At 57.6% G+C, this 21,330-nt stretch carries 21 protein-coding genes; 3 read left to right on the forward strand and 18 right to left on the reverse strand.

Features of this window, described 5'->3' with window-relative positions; all coding sequences use genetic code 11:
• Positions 1–109: 109 nt before the first annotated feature.
• The 5 genes from FIU93_RS20595 to yajC all read right to left on the reverse strand — a co-directional run bounded on the left by FIU93_RS20595 (position 110) and on the right by yajC (position 4,359).
• Positions 110–961, reverse strand: coding sequence for a phytoene/squalene synthase family protein (locus tag FIU93_RS20595; protein WP_152506584.1), 852 nt, complete (start codon positions 959–961; stop codon positions 110–112).
• A gap of 25 nt (positions 962–986) precedes the next feature.
• Positions 987–1,364 carry an Mth938-like domain-containing protein gene (locus FIU93_RS20600; RefSeq protein WP_022998711.1) on the reverse strand — a complete coding sequence of 126 codons (378 nt, stop codon included), beginning with the start codon at positions 1,362–1,364 and terminating at the stop codon, positions 987–989.
• A 10-nt stretch (positions 1,365–1,374) separates the two neighbouring features.
• A complete protein-coding gene (gene secF, locus FIU93_RS31750; protein WP_022998712.1) occupies positions 1,375–2,325 on the reverse strand; it encodes a protein translocase subunit SecF in 951 nt (316 codons plus the stop codon).
• 16 nt (positions 2,326–2,341) lie between these two features.
• Positions 2,342–3,952, reverse strand: coding sequence for a protein translocase subunit SecD (secD, locus tag FIU93_RS31755; protein WP_022998713.1), 1,611 nt, complete (start codon positions 3,950–3,952; stop codon positions 2,342–2,344).
• A 71-nt stretch (positions 3,953–4,023) separates the two neighbouring features.
• A complete protein-coding gene (gene yajC, locus FIU93_RS20615; RefSeq protein ID WP_022998714.1) occupies positions 4,024–4,359 on the reverse strand; it encodes a preprotein translocase subunit YajC in 336 nt (111 codons plus the stop codon).
• 243 nt (positions 4,360–4,602) lie between these two features.
• Between yajC and FIU93_RS20620 the strand changes: the two genes are divergently transcribed.
• On the forward strand, positions 4,603–5,475 hold the full coding sequence (locus FIU93_RS20620; RefSeq protein WP_152506585.1) for an ATP-binding protein: 873 nt from the start codon (positions 4,603–4,605) through the stop codon (positions 5,473–5,475).
• Positions 5,476–5,593: 118 nt separating this feature from the next.
• Here FIU93_RS20620 and FIU93_RS20625 read toward each other — a convergent pair whose 3' ends face one another.
• The 11 genes from FIU93_RS20625 to nagZ form a co-directional block, all read right to left on the reverse strand.
• Entirely contained in the window at positions 5,594–6,577 is a 984-nt protein-coding gene (locus FIU93_RS20625) for a peptidoglycan DD-metalloendopeptidase family protein (RefSeq protein ID WP_209009507.1), read from the reverse strand.
• A 674-nt stretch (positions 6,578–7,251) separates the two neighbouring features.
• Positions 7,252–7,944 (reverse strand): protein-L-isoaspartate(D-aspartate) O-methyltransferase, encoded by a 693-nt coding sequence (locus FIU93_RS20630; RefSeq protein WP_286202371.1) that lies wholly within the window; start codon positions 7,942–7,944, stop codon positions 7,252–7,254.
• A gap of 20 nt (positions 7,945–7,964) precedes the next feature.
• Positions 7,965–8,723, reverse strand: coding sequence for a 5'/3'-nucleotidase SurE (gene surE, locus FIU93_RS20635; protein ID WP_022998718.1), 759 nt, complete (start codon positions 8,721–8,723; stop codon positions 7,965–7,967).
• A 189-nt stretch (positions 8,724–8,912) separates the two neighbouring features.
• Complete coding sequence (serS, locus tag FIU93_RS20640) at positions 8,913–10,193, reverse strand: serine--tRNA ligase (protein WP_022998719.1); 1,281 nt, start codon at positions 10,191–10,193, stop codon at positions 8,913–8,915.
• A 71-nt stretch (positions 10,194–10,264) separates the two neighbouring features.
• Positions 10,265–11,065 (reverse strand): twin-arginine translocase subunit TatC, encoded by an 801-nt coding sequence (tatC, locus tag FIU93_RS20645; RefSeq protein WP_022998720.1) that lies wholly within the window; start codon positions 11,063–11,065, stop codon positions 10,265–10,267.
• Positions 11,062–11,490: a Sec-independent protein translocase protein TatB gene (gene tatB / locus FIU93_RS20650; protein WP_022998721.1), complete on the reverse strand. Its 429-nt coding sequence runs from the start codon at positions 11,488–11,490 to the stop codon at positions 11,062–11,064. Before tatB ends, tatC begins: the two co-directional genes overlap by 4 nt.
• Before the next feature lie 41 nt (positions 11,491–11,531).
• On the reverse strand, positions 11,532–11,756 hold the full coding sequence (locus tag FIU93_RS20655) for a twin-arginine translocase TatA/TatE family subunit (protein WP_022998722.1): 225 nt from the start codon (positions 11,754–11,756) through the stop codon (positions 11,532–11,534).
• Between the two features lie 126 nt (positions 11,757–11,882).
• Entirely contained in the window at positions 11,883–13,022 is a 1,140-nt protein-coding gene (locus tag FIU93_RS20660) for an ABC transporter ATP-binding protein (RefSeq protein WP_022998723.1), read from the reverse strand.
• Positions 13,022–13,729 (reverse strand): SMC-Scp complex subunit ScpB, encoded by a 708-nt coding sequence (gene scpB / locus FIU93_RS20665; RefSeq protein ID WP_075283945.1) that lies wholly within the window; start codon positions 13,727–13,729, stop codon positions 13,022–13,024. The genes FIU93_RS20660 and scpB overlap by 1 nt, the downstream gene beginning before the upstream one ends.
• Positions 13,719–14,549 (reverse strand): ScpA family protein, encoded by an 831-nt coding sequence (locus FIU93_RS20670; RefSeq protein ID WP_035909502.1) that lies wholly within the window; start codon positions 14,547–14,549, stop codon positions 13,719–13,721. The genes scpB and FIU93_RS20670 overlap by 11 nt, the downstream gene beginning before the upstream one ends.
• 20 nt (positions 14,550–14,569) lie before the next feature.
• Positions 14,570–15,589: a beta-N-acetylhexosaminidase gene (nagZ, locus tag FIU93_RS20675; protein WP_152506586.1), complete on the reverse strand. Its 1,020-nt coding sequence runs from the start codon at positions 15,587–15,589 to the stop codon at positions 14,570–14,572.
• Between the two features lie 117 nt (positions 15,590–15,706).
• Here nagZ and FIU93_RS20680 point away from each other — a divergent pair, with 117 nt between their 5' ends.
• Positions 15,707–16,720, forward strand: a complete 1,014-nt coding sequence (locus tag FIU93_RS20680; protein ID WP_152506587.1) for an alpha/beta hydrolase-fold protein — start codon at positions 15,707–15,709, stop codon at positions 16,718–16,720.
• A gap of 18 nt (positions 16,721–16,738) precedes the next feature.
• Here the strand turns inward: FIU93_RS20680 and FIU93_RS20685 are convergent, their stop codons facing one another.
• Complete coding sequence (locus FIU93_RS20685) at positions 16,739–17,662, reverse strand: DMT family transporter (RefSeq protein ID WP_152506588.1); 924 nt, start codon at positions 17,660–17,662, stop codon at positions 16,739–16,741.
• A 132-nt stretch (positions 17,663–17,794) separates the two neighbouring features.
• Here FIU93_RS20685 and FIU93_RS20690 point away from each other — a divergent pair, with 132 nt between their 5' ends.
• Positions 17,795–18,712 carry a LysR family transcriptional regulator gene (locus tag FIU93_RS20690; RefSeq protein ID WP_152506589.1) on the forward strand — a complete coding sequence of 306 codons (918 nt, stop codon included), beginning with the start codon at positions 17,795–17,797 and terminating at the stop codon, positions 18,710–18,712.
• 56 nt (positions 18,713–18,768) lie between these two features.
• On the opposite strand, the gene FIU93_RS20695 is transcribed toward FIU93_RS20690, so the two are convergent.
• Positions 18,769–21,165, reverse strand: a complete 2,397-nt coding sequence (locus FIU93_RS20695) for an SPOR domain-containing protein (RefSeq protein WP_173017368.1) — start codon at positions 21,163–21,165, stop codon at positions 18,769–18,771.
• Positions 21,166–21,330 lie beyond the last annotated feature (165 nt).

The following is a 21,330-nucleotide window of genomic DNA, read 5'->3' on the forward strand; positions in this document are numbered from 1 at the left end:
TGTTCAGGCATGCGCGGCCGGATCGAATGCATTTTCATGATTTTCAAACAGGCGCTTTTTCACTCGGGAAAGCGCCTTTTTGCGCGTCGGGAAATCAGTCCATTCAGGATCAGATGGCCTTCAGTACGTTCCCGGACGCTCGCCAGAGTATCCATTGTCGCCTGAGTTGAGACATCTCCGCGACTTGCTTCAACGGATCCAGGTCTTCCCGTTCCAGTTTTTTCAGGAATGGCACCACAAGAACCAGTGGCAGGTAGGCTGCCTGACAGGCGGTTGGTACATCCTTCGACGCCTGACGTACACGGCCGAGGTGATGGCGGACATGGCCGCGCATTTCAGCAAGCACAGCCCGAATTTCAGCCGTCGTTTCGCCTCGAAACACTGTCTGGACGTCAAGATTGTGCCGGTCACAGACGTCCTTCGGCAAATACATCTGCTGCCGCGACGCATGCCAAGGAAGTGCGCGCATCAAACCGGTCAGCGCATACGCCACGCCCGCGTGCCCTGCGGCCGTTGCCGTGCCGGCTTCCTTGCCATCATTCAAGACAAGGCAAGCCAGCTGGATCACCCCAGAAACGGTTTCACCAGCGTAACCTTCCAGATCGTTGAGACTTGGCATCTGGTCGTTGTAGAGATCGAAAACCCTTGCCTCCGCCATCGCCACAAGGCTTTCTTTCGGCAATTCGTATCGGTCGATCGTCTGCAACAAGGCATTGGCAACCGGATTGGACGCAACAGCTCCATGTTCCGTGCCTTCGAGCAGGTCTCGCCACCATTGTAGCCGAACTTCACCCGGAAGCGGTTCCGACACCAGTTCTCGAATACGGGAAATCTCGGCGCTGTAGGCATAGAGCGCCATCAGTCCATTGCGATGGGCTTCTGGTGCCAGCAACGCACTGAGATAGCGGTCCTTGTCAAATTGACGAACCACATCGGCAGCATGGTCAAAATCGGTCGTCATAAATCCCGATAGCCTTTGAGGTGCTTCAGTCGACAGCGATCAGTGCAGCAGCGACAGCCCGGTCTTCCGACAAAAGCACATTGAAGGTCCGAAGCGCGGCGCCTGTCGACATCGGGTCGGACAATATGCCCGCCTCCCGAAACAGCGTTTTCAGCTCTGCCGGCAAAGGTCGAAGTTCCTTGCCGGTTCCGACCAGAAGCACTTCAATGTCCGCCTGTTCCTCCAGAACCTTCTGAAAGGCTTCAGGAGTAAAGGCGGACGCATCGCTAACGTCCCAGCCGTAGATTCCGCTCGGAACGCATAACAAGGATCCGCGATGAGACATCCCGGCAAACCGGAAGCCGCCGTTGCCATAAGCTTCGAGCGGCGCCCGACCGGGAAAATGCGCATCGCGGATTTCCATCGTACCGTCCCTAAGCCGACGCTTTTGCCTTTGGATCCTTTTCGCCATCGTCGTCCTTCGGAGACATGGCCTCCGCACGAAGATTGAACAGGATCAGGAAAGGAGCCGCCAGGAAGATCGACGAATAGGTGCCGATCACGATACCGAAGATCATTGCCAGGGTGAACGACTGGATGACCTCACCGCCGAAGATGTAAAGCGCGAAAAGCGCCAGCAGCGTCGTGAGAGACGTCATGGTCGTACGAGACAGCGTCTCGTTGATCGACATGTCGAGCACTTCCGTCAATGGCCGCTTCTTGTATTTGCGCAGGTTCTCGCGAATACGGTCATAAACGACCACGGTATCGTTGAGTGAGTAACCGATGATGGTCAGAACGGCCGCGATACTGGACAACGAGAAATCAAGCTGCAGCAGGACGAACAGGCCAATGGTTATGACCACGTCGTTGGCCGTTGTCAGAATGGCCCCAACCGCAAACTGCCACTCGAAGCGGAACCAGATGTAGAACAGGATCGCCAGCAACGAGGCGGCAACCGCGATTGCCCCTGCCTGAGCCAGCTCACCCGAAACACGCGGGCCCACAACTTCGACACGGCGGAAATCCACTTCCTGACCTTCGAAAATGGTTCGCACCTTGCCGATAACGGCCTGCTGGGCAAGCTCGCCACCCGGCTGTTCTTCAACACGGATCAATATGTCGTCCGACCCGCCGAATTCCTGTACCTGGACATCCCCAAGGTTCAGGGAAGACAGATCGGAACGGATCGAGGCGACATCGGCCGGACCATCGGTCTTGATTTCGATGATGGTACCGCCCTTGAAGTCGATGCCGTAGTTCAGCCCAATGGTGAAGAAGGCGGCAATGGAGGCGATCACCAGTACGATGGACAGCGGAAAGCTGACTTTCCGCAGCCACATGAATTTGATTTTGGTGTTGTCCGGAACAATTCTCAGCAACATTTGAAAGTCTCCCGGATCAAATCGGCAATTTCGACGGACGGCGGTGGCGGAGCCAAAGGGCTACCAGCAACCGGCTGAACGTGAATGCCGAGAACACTGTGGTGAAGATACCGATGGCCAATGTCACGGCGAAGCCCTTGACCGGACCCGAGCCGAGCTGGAACAGGATCACGGCGGCGATCAGGGTCGTGATGTTGGCATCCAGGATCGTACCGAGGGCACGGCTGAAGCCTGCATCCACCGCAGAAATGACAGATCTCCCTGCCCTTGCTTCTTCGCGAATACGCTCGAAGATCAGCACGTTCGCATCCACCGCCATACCGATCGTCAAAACGATACCTGCAATGCCGGGCAAGGTCAGTGTTGCCTGCAGCATTGTCAGCGCACCGAAGATCAGGAAGATGTTCACCATCAGAGCCAGGTCGGCAATGATGCCGAAGCGGCCATAGGCCAGGATCATGAAGACGATCACCAGACCGCCGCCGATGATAGACGCCAACTTGCCCGCTTCAATGGAATCAGCGCCGAGGCCCGGACCGATGGAGCGTTCCTCGATGACGGTCAGCTTGGCCGGCAACGCACCGGCGCGCAACAGCACGGCAAGATCGTTGGCGCCCTCCAGCGTGAAGCTGCCGGAAATCTGACCTGAACCACCGGTGATCGGCTCACGGATAACCGGCGCGGAAATGACTTCATTGTCGAGCACGATTGCGAACGGACGGTTGACGTTCTGCTGCGTGATCTGGGCGAACTTGCGCGCGCCGGACTGATTGAAGCGGAAGTTCACAACCGGTTCGTTGTTGCGCTGGTCGAAGCTGACCTGAGCATCGACAAGGTCTTCGCCCGACAGGAGCGGCGCTTCCTCGAGAAGATAAGGAATGGGCGGATCATCAACCGAAGTCATGATGACGGTGCCTGCAGGCGGACGGTTCTGAAGCGCCTGTTCGCCGGACATGGACGTATCGACCATGTGGAAAGTGAGCTGCGCCGTCTGGCCGACGAGATCTTTCAAGCGTTCCGGATCATCTTCACCCGGCGCTTCGACCAGAATCCGGTCGGCGCCCTGGCGCTGGATGCTGGGTTCCGTAGTCCCCAGTTCATCGACACGACGCCGGATGACCTCGATGGATTGCTGGACGATATTCGTCATGCGATCCTCAAGGCCACGCTCGGAATAGGAAAATCGAACCAGACCGTCTTCCGTCACGGTCATGTCAAACTCATTGACCGCCTGACCGCCAAAAACACTGGAGGCCAGCGGGTTGACGAGTGGTTGCAGACGCTCTTCCGCATCGGCCAACCGGGTCAGATCGCGAATACGAACCTGAGCGGCGTCTCCCTGAACTCCGAGCCCCGTATACCCGATGCGCGGATCTTCGCGCAGGGTTGACCGGATATCGCCGACCAGCGCCTTCATGCGCTTCTGGACGTAATCCTGCTTGTCGATTTCATAAAGCAGATAAGCACCGCCCTGAAGGTCGAGACCGAGAACCATCTGGTTCTTCGGCAGGAAGTCCGGCCAGCTTTCAAGTTGTTTTTGGGAGAAGAAATTCGGCAGCGTGGTCAGGATGCCAGCGGCAACCACAAGCACGATCAGCGCGATTTTCCAGCGTGCGAAATAGAGCATGGTCAAGCCTTAAATGCAGCCAGGCCGATCTGAACCGGCCCGGCGGTATCATCGAAGCGGCGGGGATCGCGTTACGCGTTTTCCTTGGCCGGTTCGGTTTTGGAGCGCACTTCCTGCACCATGGAACGTACGAGACGAACCTTGACGCCCTCGGAAAGTTCGACCTGCACTTCACCGTCGTCTACGACTTTGGAAACCTTGCCGATCAGGCCACCGGTGGTCACGATGGTGTCACCACGGCGAAGGTTGGCAACCATGTCCTGATGCTTCTTCATGCGCTGACGCTGCGGGCGGATGATCAGGAAATACATGATTGCGAAGATCGCCACGAAAGGCAGGATCTGGATCAAGAAACCGGAAGCGCCTGCCGGACCGGCTGCCTGCGCGTAGGCTGGGGTGATAAACATTCACTTCTCCTAAGTGGCGTTTTTGGGGACCACCGACCCCGCTGTCGGGTCTTCGGCAAAAACGCTCTCATTCTGGTGGCGCGGACTATAACTGCGGCGCGCCTCATTTCAAGCTTTGCAAGCAGTTTCCTGCGTACCGGTATGGGAATAACTGACGTTTTCGTGTTTCCCGCACCGTGTTAATCCTGCCATCACTTAATTCAGGGCCTGACATGGGCCTTTTTGACAGGGCTTGCAAGAAGAATGAACGCTGAAAACGACCTCACCGCATTAAATGCAAAACTCGATTCCCTGATCGACCTTATCACACGTGCGGTGCCGGCCCGTCCCGGCCGCCCGGATTTTTCGGTTGCTGACGCTTTCGTCTGGGCGCCTGATCCGGGTGAGCTGCTACCGGTTCAAAAGGTCAATCGCGTCGACATCACCTTGCTTTGTGCGGTTTCCCATGTGCGTGATCTTCTTCTCGACAATACGCGCCGGTTTGCGAAAGGATTACCTGCAAACAACGCATTGCTCTGGGGCGCCAGAGGCATGGGCAAATCCTCACTGGTCAAGGCTGCCCATGCAGCGATCGCGGTCGAAAACGCTTCCGCCGGCTTGAAACTCATTGAAATTCATCGAGAAGACATCGAGTCGCTGCCCAAACTCATGAACCTTATCCGGGACGTTTCCTGCAGGTTCATCGTCTTTTGCGACGACCTGAGTTTCGACAATGACGACACCTCGTACAAGTCGCTCAAAGCCGTTCTTGAGGGCGGGATCGAGGGTCGGCCTGATAACGTCATTTTTTATGCCACTTCGAACCGCCGTCACCTTCTACCACGGGACATGATCGAGAACGAACGCTCGACTGCAATAAACCCCGCAGAAGCCGTTGAAGAAAAGGTTTCGTTGTCGGACCGGTTCGGGCTTTGGCTCGGGTTTCACAAGTGCAGCCAGGACGACTACCTGGATATGGTGCGCGGCTATGCCGCACACTTTGACCTGAAGATCGAAGCAGACGAATTGCGGGCAAAAGCGATGGAATGGGCGACGACACGCGGCAGCCGGTCGGGCCGTGTCGCCTTTCAGTTCATTCAGGATCTGGCCGGCAGGCTCGGCAAGACGATTTCCTGAAATGACAAAGCCCGGCGCAAGGGCCGGGCTGATTGACAAGATTAACGGTTTTCGCCACGGACTGCCTTTTCTCATCCGGCGGATCGCAAGGTCCCACCGGATACGAGAATTGTCAGCGTCAGCGTCGCGGCAGGTATTTCAGCGGATCGACGGGCTTGTTGCCCTGGCGCAGTTCGAAATGGAGCTGCGGCTGGTTGACTGACCCAGTCGCGCCCGCCAGCGCAACCACATCACCGCGGCGGATCGTATCGCCCCGCTTGACCTTCAACTCGCTGTTGTGTGCATAGGCAGAGACCCAGCCGTCATTGTGTCGCACGAGGATCAGGTTGCCGTAGCCCTTCAGTTCGTTGCCTGAATAGATCACAGAACCGTCGTCAGCAGCATGAACAGGTGTTCCTTCAGGAACAGCAAGATTCACACCCTCGTTCTTGCCACCACCTGGCTTTGCGCCGAAGTCGGAGATGATACGGCCACGAACAGGCCACCGGAACTTGGCATCCGCGCTGTCGTCTTCCTGAACCTTGGCAACGACAGTTGGCGTCTTGATCGGTTCTGTGGGCCGGGCTTCCTGCGTGAGAGCGGGCTGTGGCAGCTTGGTTTTCTCTACCGTTCCCGACGGTGCCGCAGCAACGGGCTGCGAGCCCGCGGACGAAGTCTCTGGCTGACGGCGCGGTGTCGGCACGCTCGAGGAAGACGATCCGGACGAAATGGAAGCTGTGGTCAGAGTTTGATCGGATCCACCGGGCTTGCGCCTCGGCAAGGTGCTGACGCGGACAACGTCGACCTTGCCCTGGCTGATATCAGCAAATGTCGGCTGCTGACCGTTCTTCTGATCAGGCCTCGGCATCGTCCCGACAGACGTCGGCACGGAGCCAGTGACAACATTATCGCTTCGTCCAGCTGTCGGCAGTTTGACCTTGCCGCTTTCGCCTTCAGTCGTGCTCGTTGAACCGTTTCGTTCAGCGTAAACGTAAGTCGGGATGATGACGCTCTGACCCGGCTGTACCTTTGCCGGGTCGTCGATGCCATTGACAGCAACAATAGCCTGGATCGGAACACCATACCGGCGTGCCATCGAATTGATGGAATCACCCTGACGCATTTGCACCCGGGTTCCGCCGGCAGATGTCCACCCTTTCCAGCTCCTCACATTCCCGGTCGATGCCACTGCTTCAGGTGCGGGCTGTGTCGCAACTGGTGCTGCGCGGACAGGTGCAGGACGCTGAGCCGTCGTCACCGGCGCCGGCAACGGCGCAGACTGGACAGATGGTGCTCTGTTCGGGATGGACCCCGTCGTCACTGGCTGGGACGAACTCTGTGGAAGCCCTGCGGCGGTCCCTCCAGGCCCATTCACGATATCCTGGTATGTCGGCTGCTTCTGGCCGCCGTTGAGAATATCCCGCTGATTCTGGGTATTGCCCGTATAATAGGGTGGTTCACCAAATCGCTCGACCGCGCTGGAACATCCCGCGAGAGCAACAGCAACCAGCGACACTGTCGCTACCTTGCCCATCAGATCCCTGCGGAGGGTACGCTTCCGCTTCATCATCGCCTTAACTCTAACCGCTGACTGTGGCTGTTATGGTTAAGAGTAGACGGTAGTAAGGTTTATAAAGGCTAAAGACGGTTGACGCTTTCGCTGAAAAACAACGATTTCTCAGTATTGAAGCAAACCAGAAAGCCAGCAATCGCGCCGATTATAGTAAATTTGAACAGGCAAGTGGTCGAGTAAGCTCAACGAATGCATGGGCCCAAGAATCGGCATGAATCACCGTTCTAGAGCTTCTTGGCGATTCCCGGCTGCAACATGACCGTCCGCACCATCATCAGCGTTTCCGCAGTCACAACACTCTCGGTTTTCTGGAACTTGATCAACGGCTGGGCCATTTTTGCCTGACCGACCGGCGCGATCAGGATGCCTCCCGGTTTCAGCTGCTGCAGCCAAGGGTCTGGCACTTCTTCCACTGCCGCGTTGACGACAATCCTGTCGTAGGGGCCTTTCTGGCGAAACTCGCTCAAACCGTCGGCCTGCCGGGCTTTCACGTTCGTCAGTTTGAGCGCCTCAAAACGTCGTGTTGCCAGATCCGTCAAGGTGGCGAACCTGTCGAGCGTTTCCACCTGGGCGGCCAGATGGGACATAACGGCTGCCTGATAGCCGGAACCGGTCCCTATCTCCAGAACCACGTGACTGGAGTCGATTGCTAGCGCCTGTACCGTAAAGGCAACGATTGAAGGTGCTGAAACGATCTGCCCGCATTCGATCGGCAGCATTGCGTCTTCATAGGCAAGACTGTGATGGCGTGCGGACAGGAAAAGGCGCCGGGGGACGCGTTCAATTGCAGCCAGTACGTCCCTCGCCCCGACACCGCGCTGTCGCAGTGCCAGAACCAATGCAGCGCGGGCTTCCGCTTCATCCGGCAAAGCGGACGCCATCGTCCTGTTTTCCTTGCCGGGCAATTGACCGGCCATGAACCGTTCCCCCTCAGGGTTTACCCCAAAGCCTCCGCCAAGTGTGTCACCAGGTCGTGGGCTGTCAGATCTATGCGTAGCGGCGAAACGGAAACATATCCATCCGCAATTGCCTGCAGATCGGAATTATCAAGTACGGATTTGCCGCGATCCTGAAAACGCAGCCAGTAATAGGGATAACCACGCCCGTCCGAACGCTCGTCGATGGACAGTCCGCTTTGTTCATGGTGCCCCTGTACGGTAACCTTGATCCCCTTCACGTCCTTGGCGTCACAGGCCGGAAAGTTGACATTCAACAACGTATATTGCGGAAGTTCGAAATCGATCAGCCTGCGGAAGAGCGCTGGTGCGTGGGCTTCTGCGGTCGAATAGTCCGGCTCGGCACGCACATCCCAGTTGTAAGCCTGGGAAACGGCGATCGACCTGATCCCGAGGATTGCTCCTTCCATCGCTCCGGCAACAGTTCCGGAATAGGTCACGTCTTCAGCGAGGTTCTGGCCCCGGTTGATTCCCGACAGCACTAGATCCGGCAAACCGGGAAGCACCTTGCGCACGCCCATGATCACGCAATCTGTTGGCGTCCCTTTCAAGGCGTAGTGGCGGTCATCGAGCTTACGAAGGCGCAGCGGGTCGCTCAGTGTCAGGGAATGGGCAACACCACTCTGGTCGGTTTCAGGAGCGATTACCCAGACATCGTCGGAAAGTGTCCTGGCAATGTTTTCCAGAACCGTCAGCCCGGGAGACTGAATTCCGTCGTCATTGGTGATGAGGATACGCATCTCGATCTTTGCTCCGTTTTCCCACGAGCTCTTCTGACATCATGTCCGAAGAGGCCCAAATGAAGATGGACGGCAAACTTGCGCGGTTGCCGTCCATTGCAATCAAAATTCCGGCGGTATGCTGCGACTGAACGCCGGCGCTCACGATCCAGGCAATGCCGATCAGGCCGCCCTTCCCGCCGGTCCCGCTCAGCCGATCTTTTCCAGACCACCCATGTAAGGTCGCAGAACGTCGGGAACGGTGATCGTGCCATCGCCATTTTGATAGTTTTCCAAAACGGCAATCAATGCCCGCCCAACTGCGATACCCGATCCGTTGAGGGTGTGCACGTGGAGCGGTTGTTTTGAGTCAGTGGGCCGGAACCTTGCATTCATGCGGCGCGCCTGAAAGTCGCCGCAAACGGAACAGGACGAAATCTCGCGGTAGGTATCCTGTCCGGGCAACCAGACCTCGATGTCGTAGGTCTTGCGTGCACCAAAGCCCATGTCGCCGCTGCACAAGGTCATCACCCGGTAATGCAGGCCGAGTTTCTGCAGAACTTTCTCCGCGCAGCCCAACATGCGTTCCAGCTCGTCGAGCGAGTCTTCCGGCTTGGTAACGGAAACGAGTTCGCATTTCTGGAACTGATGCTGGCGCAGCATTCCACGCGTATCACGCCCGGCAGACCCGGCCTCGGACCGGAAACAATAGGTGAGCGCAGTCACACGAAGCGGCAGTTGATCTTCCGGGAGGATCTCACCGGCAACCAGATTGGTCAGCGGTATTTCGGCCGTCGGGATCAGGTAGTGATCCGTGGTGGTCTTGAAGAGATCTTCCTCGAATTTCGGCAGCTGACCGGTCCCGTAGAGCGGATCGCTATGAACCAGAAGCGGCGGCGAAACCTCTGTATAGCCGTTTTCCTGGGTGTGCAGGTCAATCATGAACTGGCCAAGAGCGCGTTCCAGCCGGGCAATCTGACCCTTGAGGATCACGAAGCGCGAACCAGACAGCTTGGCCGCAGCGGCAAAGTCCATGCCGCCGAGGTCTTCGCCCAGCTCATAGTGTTCTTTCGGAGCTTCATTGAACGTGAAGACCGGTTTTTCACCGTGCGTCTTCAGAAGCACGTTGCCGGCTTCATCCTCGCCCACAGGAACATCGTCATGCGGCAGATTGGGGATGACGGCCATGGCCGCTTCCAGATCGGCAATGAGCTTACGCTCTTCTTCTTCACCCGACTGAATGAAAGCCTTGATCTGTGCGACTTCGTCAATCAGCTCCTGCGCACGCGCGTCATCGCCCGAGCTCTTGGCCTTGCCGATTTCCTTGGAGGCGGCGTTGCGCCGTTCCTGGGCTTCCTGAAGTTTGGTGATATGGGAGCGGCGGGAATCGTCCAGTGCGATCAGCTTGGCTGCGGAAGCTTCATAACCCCGTTTAGCCAAAGCCTGGTCAAAGGCGACTGCGTTTTCCCGTATCCATCTAATATCAAACATCTTCGCTTCCCGAACGACGGTCGTTTCAATCAATTCCGTCTGTCAATCCGGGAAGCGCAGCGTTCAAAGCATCAAGCGGCCGCATCCTCGGCTTCGCGTTGAGCCTCCCTTTCGGCACGCTGGCGTTCCACCAGTTTGACGGACAGAATGGAGACTTCGTAGAGAAGCAGCGTAGGCAGCGCAAGACCGATCTGCGAGATCGGGTCGGGTGGTGTCAAAATTGCAGCAGCAGCAAAGGCACCAACAATCGCATATTTGCGTTTTTGGCGAAGCGTATCGGAGCTCACCAGGCCAGCCCTGCCGAGCAAGGTCAGCACCACCGGCAACTGGAACACCAGGCCGAAGGCGAAGATCAGGATCATGATCAGGCCCAGGTATTCACTCACCTTGGCAAGATGCTGAATGGCAACCTTACCGGTGGCCGCAGCCTGTTCCTGAGACAGGAAGAAGCCCATGGCCATGGGCATGACCAGGAAATAGACGAGACAGGCGCCGATCAGGAACAGAACAGGCGTTGCGACCAGAAACGGCAGGAACGCGCCACGCTCATGCTTGTAGAGCCCGGGCGCCACGAACATGTAGATCTGGCTGGCCACGACAGGAAATGCCAGAAAGAGCGCGCCGAAAAGCGCGAGCTTCAACTGGGTGAAAAACCATTCCTGCGGCGCGGTGAAGATCATCTCCACCGGGTGGCCCTCTCCTGCAGCGCGCAGGTAAGGCACAGTCAGGATGTTGTAGATATCCGTGGCGAAATAGAAGCAGATAACGAACATCACGAGGATCGCACCGATCGACCACATAAGTCGTTGGCGCAGTTCGATCAGATGTTCGATCAGTGGCGCCTTCGAGGCGTCGATTTCGTCCTGGCTCATGCCTTTACATCTTCCGTCACCGGCGCGGTTTTCGGCTTTGCCTCGGTTTCAGCCTGGGCTGTTTCCGTAGGAGAAACCTTGTCCGCATTTGCGCTGTCTGCCGGCGGCGACGCCGGTTCGCTGGCTGCCACTTTTGGCTTGTCGGCTTTCTTGGTCGCGTCTTCTTCGATGGATTTTTTCAAATCACCCAACGGATTGAAGTTGGCGGCCGATTCGACCTGCTTCTTCATGTCAGCGATATCGGCCTGTTGTTCGGCCTCACGCAGCGCGTCGTTGAAGGTCGACTGGAACTCACGCGAAAGCTTTCGCATCTTCCCAATCGTCTGGCCAAGTGTGCGCAGCATGCGCGGCAAATCCTTTGGCCCCACGACGATGATCGCCACACAGGCGATCACCAATAGTTCGGTCCACCCGATATCGAACATGAGATGTATCGTCCCTTAAGGAGACGCGATGCAGATTGAGATCAGCTCGCTTTGGTCTGATCTTCGGCGTTCACGGACGATGCCGTTTCGCTGCTCTTGTGGTCGATGGTCTTCGGAGAGTCGGCTACGTCGTCTTCGGCCATGCCCTTCTTGAAGCTTTTGATTCCCTTTGCAACATCACCCATGAGATCGGAAATCTTGCCACGTCCGAACAGCAGAACAACGACCACTGCGATGATCAAGATCTGCCAAATACTAATGCCCATACGCCAAACTCCTGATAATCGGCTTTAAAAGCCCTTAGGCCCTTCTTACAAAAACGGCCCACTCCCTGCAACATGCCAGTCTATTTGATTTCGATCACTTAGACGGAATGATAAGTTGCCCTCCCCTTAGACTTGGGAAGGTGAACGCGGAAAAACAAGCACGTCTTTCGGATCAGTCGTGACGGCAACGTCCATTCCACGCTCCCAGGGACTGCCCGCACGAACCCTTGCCTGAAGGGGATGATTGAGCCCGTCTATTGCAATAGACAACAAATCGACCTCGCCGACGAATCGTTTCGAACGAATTCTGCCGGGAACACCGCACAATCCGGCATTGTTCAGGACAACGCCTTGTGGCCGAACGCAAACATCAACCTTCTGCCCCGGCGACAAACCCTCCGATGACAAGACGCCGACCGGCGTTTCGACACCTGCCGGGGTCACAACACCTTCCAACTGGTTCAGTTCCGAAAAGAACCTGGCGGCAAACAGGTCGACGGGCGCCTTGTAGAGGTCTGCGGCCGTGCCGTGCTGAACCAGGCGGCCCTGGCGCATCAGCGCGATCTTGTCGCCCATGCGCATGGCTTCTTCCGGATCGTGGGTCACAATGATGCAGGTGGCGCGCGTTTCGCGAATAACCGCGAGCGTTTCATCGCGCACATTGTCACGGAGACGTTTGTCGAGCCCCGAGAATGGTTCGTCCATAAGGAGAATGCCGGGCCGGGGAACCAGTGCACGGGCCAGCGCGACACGCTGCTGTTCACCACCGGAAAGCGCGTGAGGATAGTCGGCTGCATAGTCCGCCAGACCGACGCGGCCGAGAGCACTCAGGGCGGCGGTCTGGGCTTCCCGTCTTGGCATGTTGGTCAGGCCGAACATTACATTCGCCAGAATGCTCATATGCGGAAAAAGCGCGTAATCCTGGAACATCAGGCCGACACCGCGCTTTTCGGGAGGCTGAAACAGTTCATCGCCGGCAATTTCCCGGCCGTTGATCAGCACCCTGCCCTTGCTCTGACGCTCAACGCCTGCGGCAATACGCATCAATGTGGTCTTGCCGCAACCGGAATGACCAAGCAGACAAAGGATCTCGCCTGGTGCGATGGACAGGCTCAGGTCCTGAACCGATGTCACGCCATCATAATCGTGAGACACATTCTCAAAGACGAGACCTGCGGCGATGGTTGCGCCGGCTGTTCCGGGCGCACCCCAGCTCAGCGTATGGCCATTGCCATTGTTTGAAGTCGGCTTTTTGCGATCGGGCATCAGGATCCGGCGGTCTCGTCCGCGTCATCATCGTCAAACAGAGACCCGTCTTCTAGAGGATCCTCATCTTCCGTCAATGCGATATCGTCATTGGGTGTCGGCACAAGGAACGAGGCCGGCACGGCGCTGTCCAGAAGCCCCGCTCCCTTCAGCTCCTCGAGTCCCGGCAAGTCTCGGACATTCTCCAGACCGAAGTGGATCAGGAAATGATCGGTGGTTCCGTAGGTGACCGGACGGCCGGGAGTTCTGCGGCGTCCACGCATTCGTATCCATGTCGTTTCAAGCAGAACATCAAGCGTTCCCTTCGAGGTGGAAACGCCTCGGATTTCTTCAATCTCGGCGCGCGTGACCGGCTGATGATAGGCGATGATCGCAAGCGTCTCGAGTGCAGCGCGCGACAATTTGCGCTGCTCTTCGACGTTCCGGTGCATCAGATAGGCGAGATCCTCAGCCGTTCGGAAGCACCATTTCCCGGCGACCCTGACCAAATTGACGCCTCTCGAGGCATAGGTGTTCTGCAACTGCTCGAGAAGGGCCAGCACATCCGTGCCTTCAGGCAGACGTAGTGTCAGCTCTTCAAGCGACAGCGGTTCGGACGAGGCGAACAGCAACGCTTCGACCATGCGAAGGCCAGCCGGATCCAGAGGCTTAGATGGAGCGGTTTCCTCGTCGTTTTCCAACTGCAGAAGATCGAAATCAGACGCCATGATCCGGCTCCTTCATGACGGCACGGATATAAACCGGCGAAAAAGGTTCGCCCTGCCGGATTTCGACCTGTCCTTCACGCACCATCTCGAGACTGGCGCTGAAGGTGCTTGCGACAATCGTCGCCCAATCCTTGTTGTCGTAGAGATAATCGCGCAGATAGGCATTCATCGGGGCCCATTCACCAACCCGGCCAACCAGTTTGGTGAGCAGTTCGCGCGCTTCCTGCAGCGACCATACCGTCCTGCGCAACACACGGACGGAGGTTACGGATTGCCTTTGGCGCTGCGTGGCATACGCAGACAGCAGATCATAGATGGAAGCGTCCCAGATGCTCTTGTGTTGCACCGACATGGTTTCAGGTTCACCACGATGGAACACGTCCCGTCCCTGTCTGTTCCGGGTCAGGAGTTTTTCGGAAACCTCCCGCATAGCCTCCAGACGCCGCAAACGGAATGCGAGAGCCGCGGCAAGTTCCTCACCTGTCGGTTCGTCCTCATTCTTCTGCTCAGGCAGCAACAATTTGGACTTCAGGAAGGCAAGCCATGCAGCCATGACCAGATAGTCCGCGGCCAGCTCCAGCCTCATCCTGCGGGCTTCGGCCACGAATTCCAGGTATTGTTCGACGAGTTCGAGAATGGAAATACGCGCAAGATCTACCTTTTGCGTTCGCGCCAGGCCTAACAGGAGGTCGAGCGGGCCTTCGAAACCTTCCACATCGACAACAAGTTGCGGATCGGAACTCGCACGCTCCTCGGGAGTGCTGACAGAACTGAGAAGATCATAGGAACCATCCTGCTGTCTCTTCGAGCTGTTTTCCATTTCCGCCATTGCCGCTCCGGTCAAACGCCCTGCCAGCCGGTCAAGGAGTGAAATTCATCAAAGGCCGCAAGCCTGTCAAATTCCGGATCGGGAACCTGGAAACCGCTCAAGGCCGTCTCGCAACGCCGCCTGGCTTCACCCGAAAGCTCGGGCACCACCTTCGCGACTGCAATCATTTCATCCATATCACCATTGCAGTGCAAAACGATGTCGCACCCTGCCTCAATGATCTTGCCGGACCGATCCTCAAAACTGCCTCCGAGCGCCTTCATGGAAATATCGTCGCTCATCAGACAGCCGTCGAAGCCGATTTCACCCCTGATGATTTCCTGAATGACTTTCGCGCTTTGCGTCCCAGCTGTATTCGGATCGATCCCCTCGTACACAATATGGGCTGTCATCCCCAATGACACGTGAGAAAGGGCCTTGAAGGGCCGGAAATCCACGCTTTCCAAAGAAGAAATGGCCGCATTGACACGCGGCAGCTCAAAATGACTGTCGACACGTGCGCGTCCGTGGCCCGGAATATGTTTGATCACGGGCAACACGCCACCTGCCAAAGCACCTTCCGCCATCGCCTTGCCGAGTATTGCAACGACTTCCGGATCCTGTGAAATCGCCCTGTCTCCGATAGCATCGACAGTTTCAGGGAACCTGACATCCAGACAAGGCAGGCAATCGACCGTTATGCCAACCTGGTTGAGATCATCTGCAATCAGCCGCCCGGCAAGCCAGGCAACTCTTTGTCCTGCTGCAGCGTCCCGGTCGTACAGATCACCGTATGCCTTCGGTGCAGGATACTTTGGCCAATGAGGTGGCTTCAACCGTTGCACCCGGCCACCTTCCTGATCCACCAGAACGGGTGCATCGCTCCGACCTACAGCTTCCCGAAAAGCCGACGTGAGTATCCTGACCTGTTCCGGCGTTTCGATGTTGCGCGCGAACAGGATCAGTCCCCAAGGGTCTTCCTGTTGGAAAAAGTCGATTTCGGAACTTGTCAGGGTCGGTCCGGCACACCCGGATACAAAGGCTTTGGTCATTGATCCGGCTTAGCCGCAGCGCCGGGAGCCGTCAAGAAATGCAAGTGCTGCCTCTTGCACCCTTGTCACTATCTTGCAATCTAGACGACCTTCGTCCCAGATCTGATTGGAGCCCCCATGCGCGCGCGTCTCGACATTCCTGCCGGCACCCTGCACCGTTTTTCCCATAGATCTGAAATCCTTGGACGAAACCGGCTGGGAGATACGGCAACGCGCGAGATCCACGTCTATACCCCACATGGTCATGACGGCAGCGGCTTGCCGCTTCTGGTGGATATCGTCGGATTTACCGCCGGCGGCCCGGCTCACACAAACTGGAAGAATTTCGGAGAGAACGTACCGGAGCGGCTCGACCGGCTCATCCATGACGGTGCCATGCCACCTGTTGCAGTCGCCTTTCCCGACTGTTTCACGCGTCTTGGCGGGAACCAGTACATAGACAGCGACGCAATGGGGCCCTGGGCAACCTGGCTGACAACCGAAATGCTGGAAGATGTTGAAAATCGCTTCAAGTGCGGCGGCACCGGCAAGCGCGGTATCTTCGGAAAATCCTCAGGCGGCTACGGCGCGATCATTCACGCGATGAAACACTCAGACGTCTGGTCTGCCGCCGCCTGCCATTCCGGTGACATGGCGTTTGATCTTTGTTACCTGCCCGAAATGCCAAGCGCATTGAGGGCAATTGCAAAAGCGGGCTCAATCGAAGCTTTCGTCCGGGATTTTGAAAAGGGTCCGAAATATCCGGGCAACTCACTTCATGACCTGATGACCTTTGCCATGGCTGCGACCTACGATCCGGATCCCGATCCGGAGGTCTTTTGCGGCATCCGGCTGCCTGTCGATCCGGAAACATGCGAACTCATTGAAGAACGCTGGAATGCCTGGCTGAAGTGGGACCCTGTGCATATCGTAGGTCATCACATCGATGCGCTGAAATCCTTGAAGGGGCTATGGATCGAATGCGGCGACGTCGATCAATACAACCTGGTCTATGGTGCGCGCCGCCTGCACAGGAAACTGAGCGAAGCCAGCGTTGACCACGTCTATCAGGAATTCAGCGATAATCATTCCTCAGTGGACTACCGGCTGGATGAGAGCCTGCCGTTTCTGGCAGAAAAGCTCAGTCATTGACCTTCGGCGCCAGGCATCTCAGGAAGCCTGGCGGAACTTTCTGAAAGGGTTCGGCAGGGTCAGAATAGCACCTCCTGCCACAATCAGAACGGCCCCAAAGACAGCAACGCGAGTGGGAATTTCTCCCCAGACTGCAAAACCGAAAACAGCCGACATCACCACTGTGCCGTAATACACGGGGGCAAGTGTTGCCGCCCCTGCTCTTCTGTAGGCGGAAATATTCATGGACTGGCCGACAATTGCCAGTGGACCCATCCAGGCAAAAATCAGCAGATCGCTCCAGGAAACTCCCTCTTTGACGATCAGCCAAAGGACCGGCCCACTCAACAGCACCGCGGCAAAGACATTGACATATGCCAGGATGGTGATGGTGTCCTCGCGCTGGGCAATATAGCGCATGATCAGGGCTTCACAGGCCATGAACACGGCGCCCATGAGCGCTGACATGACGCCAGCCAGTGCAAGCTCGTCATAACCCGCAGCACTTTCCGCAGACCGGACCACGAGATACGCCCCTGCAGCGCACAACACACCTGCGACCCAATGGCGACCGGTGATCACCTCCTTGAGGACAAGACCAGCCAACACGATGGCGATGATACCTTTTGTGAGGCCGATCGCGGTTGCGTCCGCCAAGGGCAGAACACTTGCGGCGTAGATGGAGCAGGCAAGTCCGCCAACACCACAAAACGCTCGCATGAGGTGCAGTTTCCAGAGCGGGCTGACACGTGTGAACACCGGAACACGCTTGACGGCCGCAACACTCACGATCGTTGCAGCTCCCCCAATGAAACGAAGCCAAACCAGCACAGCAACCGGCAACAAACCTCCAGACAGTTTGCCTGCGGCAAATATCGGTGTGAAAGCAGCCATACCGGCAAGTGCAAGCAACAGGGCGAGCAACGTGTTATCCGGGCGGTGATAGACGGAGTTCTGTGACATTCAACGGTTCCAGGTAATTTCAAGAGAGTCTTATCACTGCTCCGGCAGCCAAATCAGTCGTGAAAACCCCATAACGGGTATGCGTATACGCATCACGTTGCTCCTCGCCTTGTATATTGGTATAACCCACCCATGAACTGGGATGATCTGAAACTGGTTGATGCGGCTGCCCGCATGCGCTCTCTCTCCGGGGCGGCAAAGGCACTGGACATCAGCCAACCGCAACTGAGCCGCCGCCTGAAGAGCTTTGAAGACCGGATAGGCGCAAGACTGTTCGACCGCACGCCGACAGGACTGAAACCGACGGATGCCGGGCTGCGGCTGATCCCACTGGCAGATGACATGCGCAAGAAGGCGGAGGCGGCCGCACGGATCCTGCCCGATCTGTCCGGATCGGCACTGAAGGTTGTTCGTGTCGCCGTGGACGAAGTCCGTGCGCGGGTTCTGACTGACCGGTTTGAACTGCTGACGGGCCTGCTCGACGGTGTTGAGCTTGAACTGATATCAAGCCACCAGCATGTCAATCACCAGTCACGCAGTATTGAGCTGCAGATCCGCAATTGCCTTCCGGAAACCGACACGTTGATTGCACGGAAAATCGGTGAATTGGCCTACGCGGTTTACGGTTCGGCCGATTACGTCGCAGAACACCCTGCCGCCAGAACACCGGACCGTTACAAACTCTGTACATGGCTTGGCTTTGCTCCAGACGACCTCTGGTATCCCTCGCAGATGCGCTGGCTGGAAACCCGGCTGGCTCAGATGCCGAAGCTGCGTTCCAATACCATGACGACTCTCATGAACATGACCGCATCGGGAGCCGGATTGTGTCTCTTGCCGGTTTTCATGGGCGACAGTAACCGCGAGCTCGTCAGATTGACTGAGCCGCTTGCGGAACTCACGAACGTCGAGCACATCATCGTTCACCGGGACTTGCGCCGGGAACCCGCCGTGCGTCAGGCCATGGATGCCATCGCCGAGGTCTTCCGTCACATGGGACCGCAGTTGCGCGGCACCTCGTTGAACGAGCCAGTCGCAGCAGCAGAATAAAACGGCCGGGAATACCCGACCGTCTTAGTTACGCTTTTCGATTGTGTAGTCCGTCGTCAGGGCTGTCTGCGAACGAAGCAGTCGCCACCGGCTGCCTGGAGGCTTTCGCACAAGCTTATTGCTTCATCGCGCGACCCGGTCGGGATCCGCGCCCTGTAGAACACACCCCTGTCTTCAACAGTCGCTGCAACGATCACTGCGTTCCGGTTACCCAATACGGCCGGGAACCGCCGTTGCAGTCCAGAGTATGCGTCGCTTGCAGCAGCTTCAGAACGTTGAGACGTTACCTGAACGATATAGGTTCCAGACGGGATGCTGCCGCCGGAGGTGCTGGCAACTGGCGCCGGAGCTGCGGGCGCAGTTATTGCCGGGGTGGCAGGCTGTTGCGTCAGGTTAAGAGGACTATCGTTCTGCTGCGCCTGCACCGGCGTTGTGACGGCGGCTGGGGCACTGGCAACCTGAACAGGAGCATCCGGCTTCTTGCGAGGCACAACAGACGGCACCGGTGCAGCAGGTTCACTTGCAGCTGGCTCCGGCGCTACGTCGGCACCGGTTACGATTGCGGGTGTATCGGGTTGAGCCGGTTCCGGAGCCGTGGCTGACGGATCTGCAGGCGCGACATCCGCACCGGTCACGACGGGCGAGGTGGAAACAACCCGCGAACCGTTTTCGCCGGAAGCCGCATCAGGCTCTGCAGGAACCGCCGGCTGAGGCTGCGCAGGTGTCGCTACAGCAGGTTCTTCACCTTCAGGAATGATGGTTCCGTCCGGTCGCACGACCACAGTCCTTACCCGTTTCGGAGTTCCGGGAACGAGATCGGCGTCGCCATTGGTGCCTGCAGGTGCCGGCGGCAACTCTGCGGGTTGCGGAGATTCTGTCGGGATAAGCCTGTCTGGTCCGGCTACACCAGTGCCGTCGACCCGATCATAAATAAGCTTTCCGGCTTGATCGTTTGCCGAAGCCTGGCTCTGCTCCGGATATACCTTGAGCGGCTCCTGCAGACCGCTGATGACCGGTGGCGGACCACTGGGTACAGGAACGGCGTCGCTATCGAACAGAAAGAAGCTTGCGCCGCCCAGGACAGCAACGCCAAGCACTCCAGCTGCAACGAACAAGCCTTTCCGGGATTTTTCGCCCGCATGCGGTATTGCGTTGCGTTCGGCTGCCGAGTGAGGCGGCAGGACGCCAGCACCGGTAAGGCTTGGATCGCTTTCCTGCATTGCCCGTGCAACCGCATCAAGGTCATAACCTTCCGGCGGTGGCGGCGTTTCGTCGTCTTCCGATTGAGGAACCGCTGCAGCTGCGGCCGGCCAAGCCATATCGTCCAGATCCGGCTCTGTTGACGGAGTGTCCTGCGACGATGGGTCGATCGAGCCACCAACAGGCTTCCGAGTCGTTGGAGCCGGGAAGTCAAGATCGGCAAAAAGGGCGTCTATGCCGGCAGGATCTCCTGCCTGTTCCGGCGCGGCTTCCACCTTTTGCGCCGCTGGTTCGGACTGAACCGGGTTCAGCGCAGCAAAGAAGTCATTCTCGTCAATCTGCGGACGTTGCCCGGTTACCGGCTGCTGGTAGCTGGAGGTTTCGAATACCTCCTCATCTCCAGCAACTGCCTCAACCGGTTCATCGTGTTGCACGCCACCAATCCGGTAGTCGTCCGAGGGACGCGGCGCATCAATTGGCTTCGAAATGCTGGACGCTGCGGTCCCAATGGCGGGAGACACGGACGGCGCGCTCGGCACCTGGGTTGCGCGGGTCAAGCTGTCAGAGGAAGCAAAATCCGTTTTTTCGCGGGAGTATGAAGATGCCGTTGGCATCACAGGAATTGAGGGAGTTTGAGGAGCAGCCTCTTCCACCTCGTCTGCATATCCCATATCGGGCGCGCTTGCCGGATGTGTCTCGTCAACGGACTGACGCAAGGCGCCGATCAACTCGTCTTCCAGTTCTGCCGTAAGATTCTGTTCGAGATCCATGGCAACGGAAGGTGCGAGATAGGACTTGTCGTTTGCGCCCTCCGGCTCAGCGTGCACTGCGGCAGCCTGCGGCGTGCGAAACTGCACGACATGATCCACCGGAGCATGTGACACGCCAACTGGGGGAGCGACTGGTTGTACAGGTTCTGCGGCCTGCTCCGGCTCGCTCGGCCAAAGCGAAGAAACGTGTGAAGAAGGCGTCACTGGGGCTGTTTGAACCGGCTCTTCCAGCTGGAAAGACTGCTCGAAGCTGGACGGCGGTGTCGCCGCGTAGAAATCATTCCTGGAGGCGCTGTATGTTCCTTCAGGTTCTTCTGCAAAGTCCGCGCCAGCAGTGGCTTCAGGCGTATTCGACACCGGACGTAGATTTGAAAACGAAGGTTCGATGCGCGACGGCGCCGGGGTGGATTGTGCAGGCGCATCGCCTGCCACATCGTCCAGCCCCGCAAAATAATCTGTACTACCAACGCGGCCGCTGCTCACATTTGCCCCCGATTGCTTGTTCTTGTGGACAATCCGGGCCAATTCAACCAGCGGATCCTCCGCGGCCGGCCGTTCGCCGCCCGCCTCGTTTTGCGAGGCGCGCAAATCTGATCGCTTTGTTTCGTAGTCTTGTGACATGAGCTTTACGAAAACCGGTCCACTTCA

It is taken from the genome of Labrenzia sp. THAF35 (assembly GCF_009363595.1).
GTDB classification, from domain to species: Bacteria; Pseudomonadota; Alphaproteobacteria; order Rhizobiales; family Stappiaceae; genus Roseibium; species Roseibium algicola.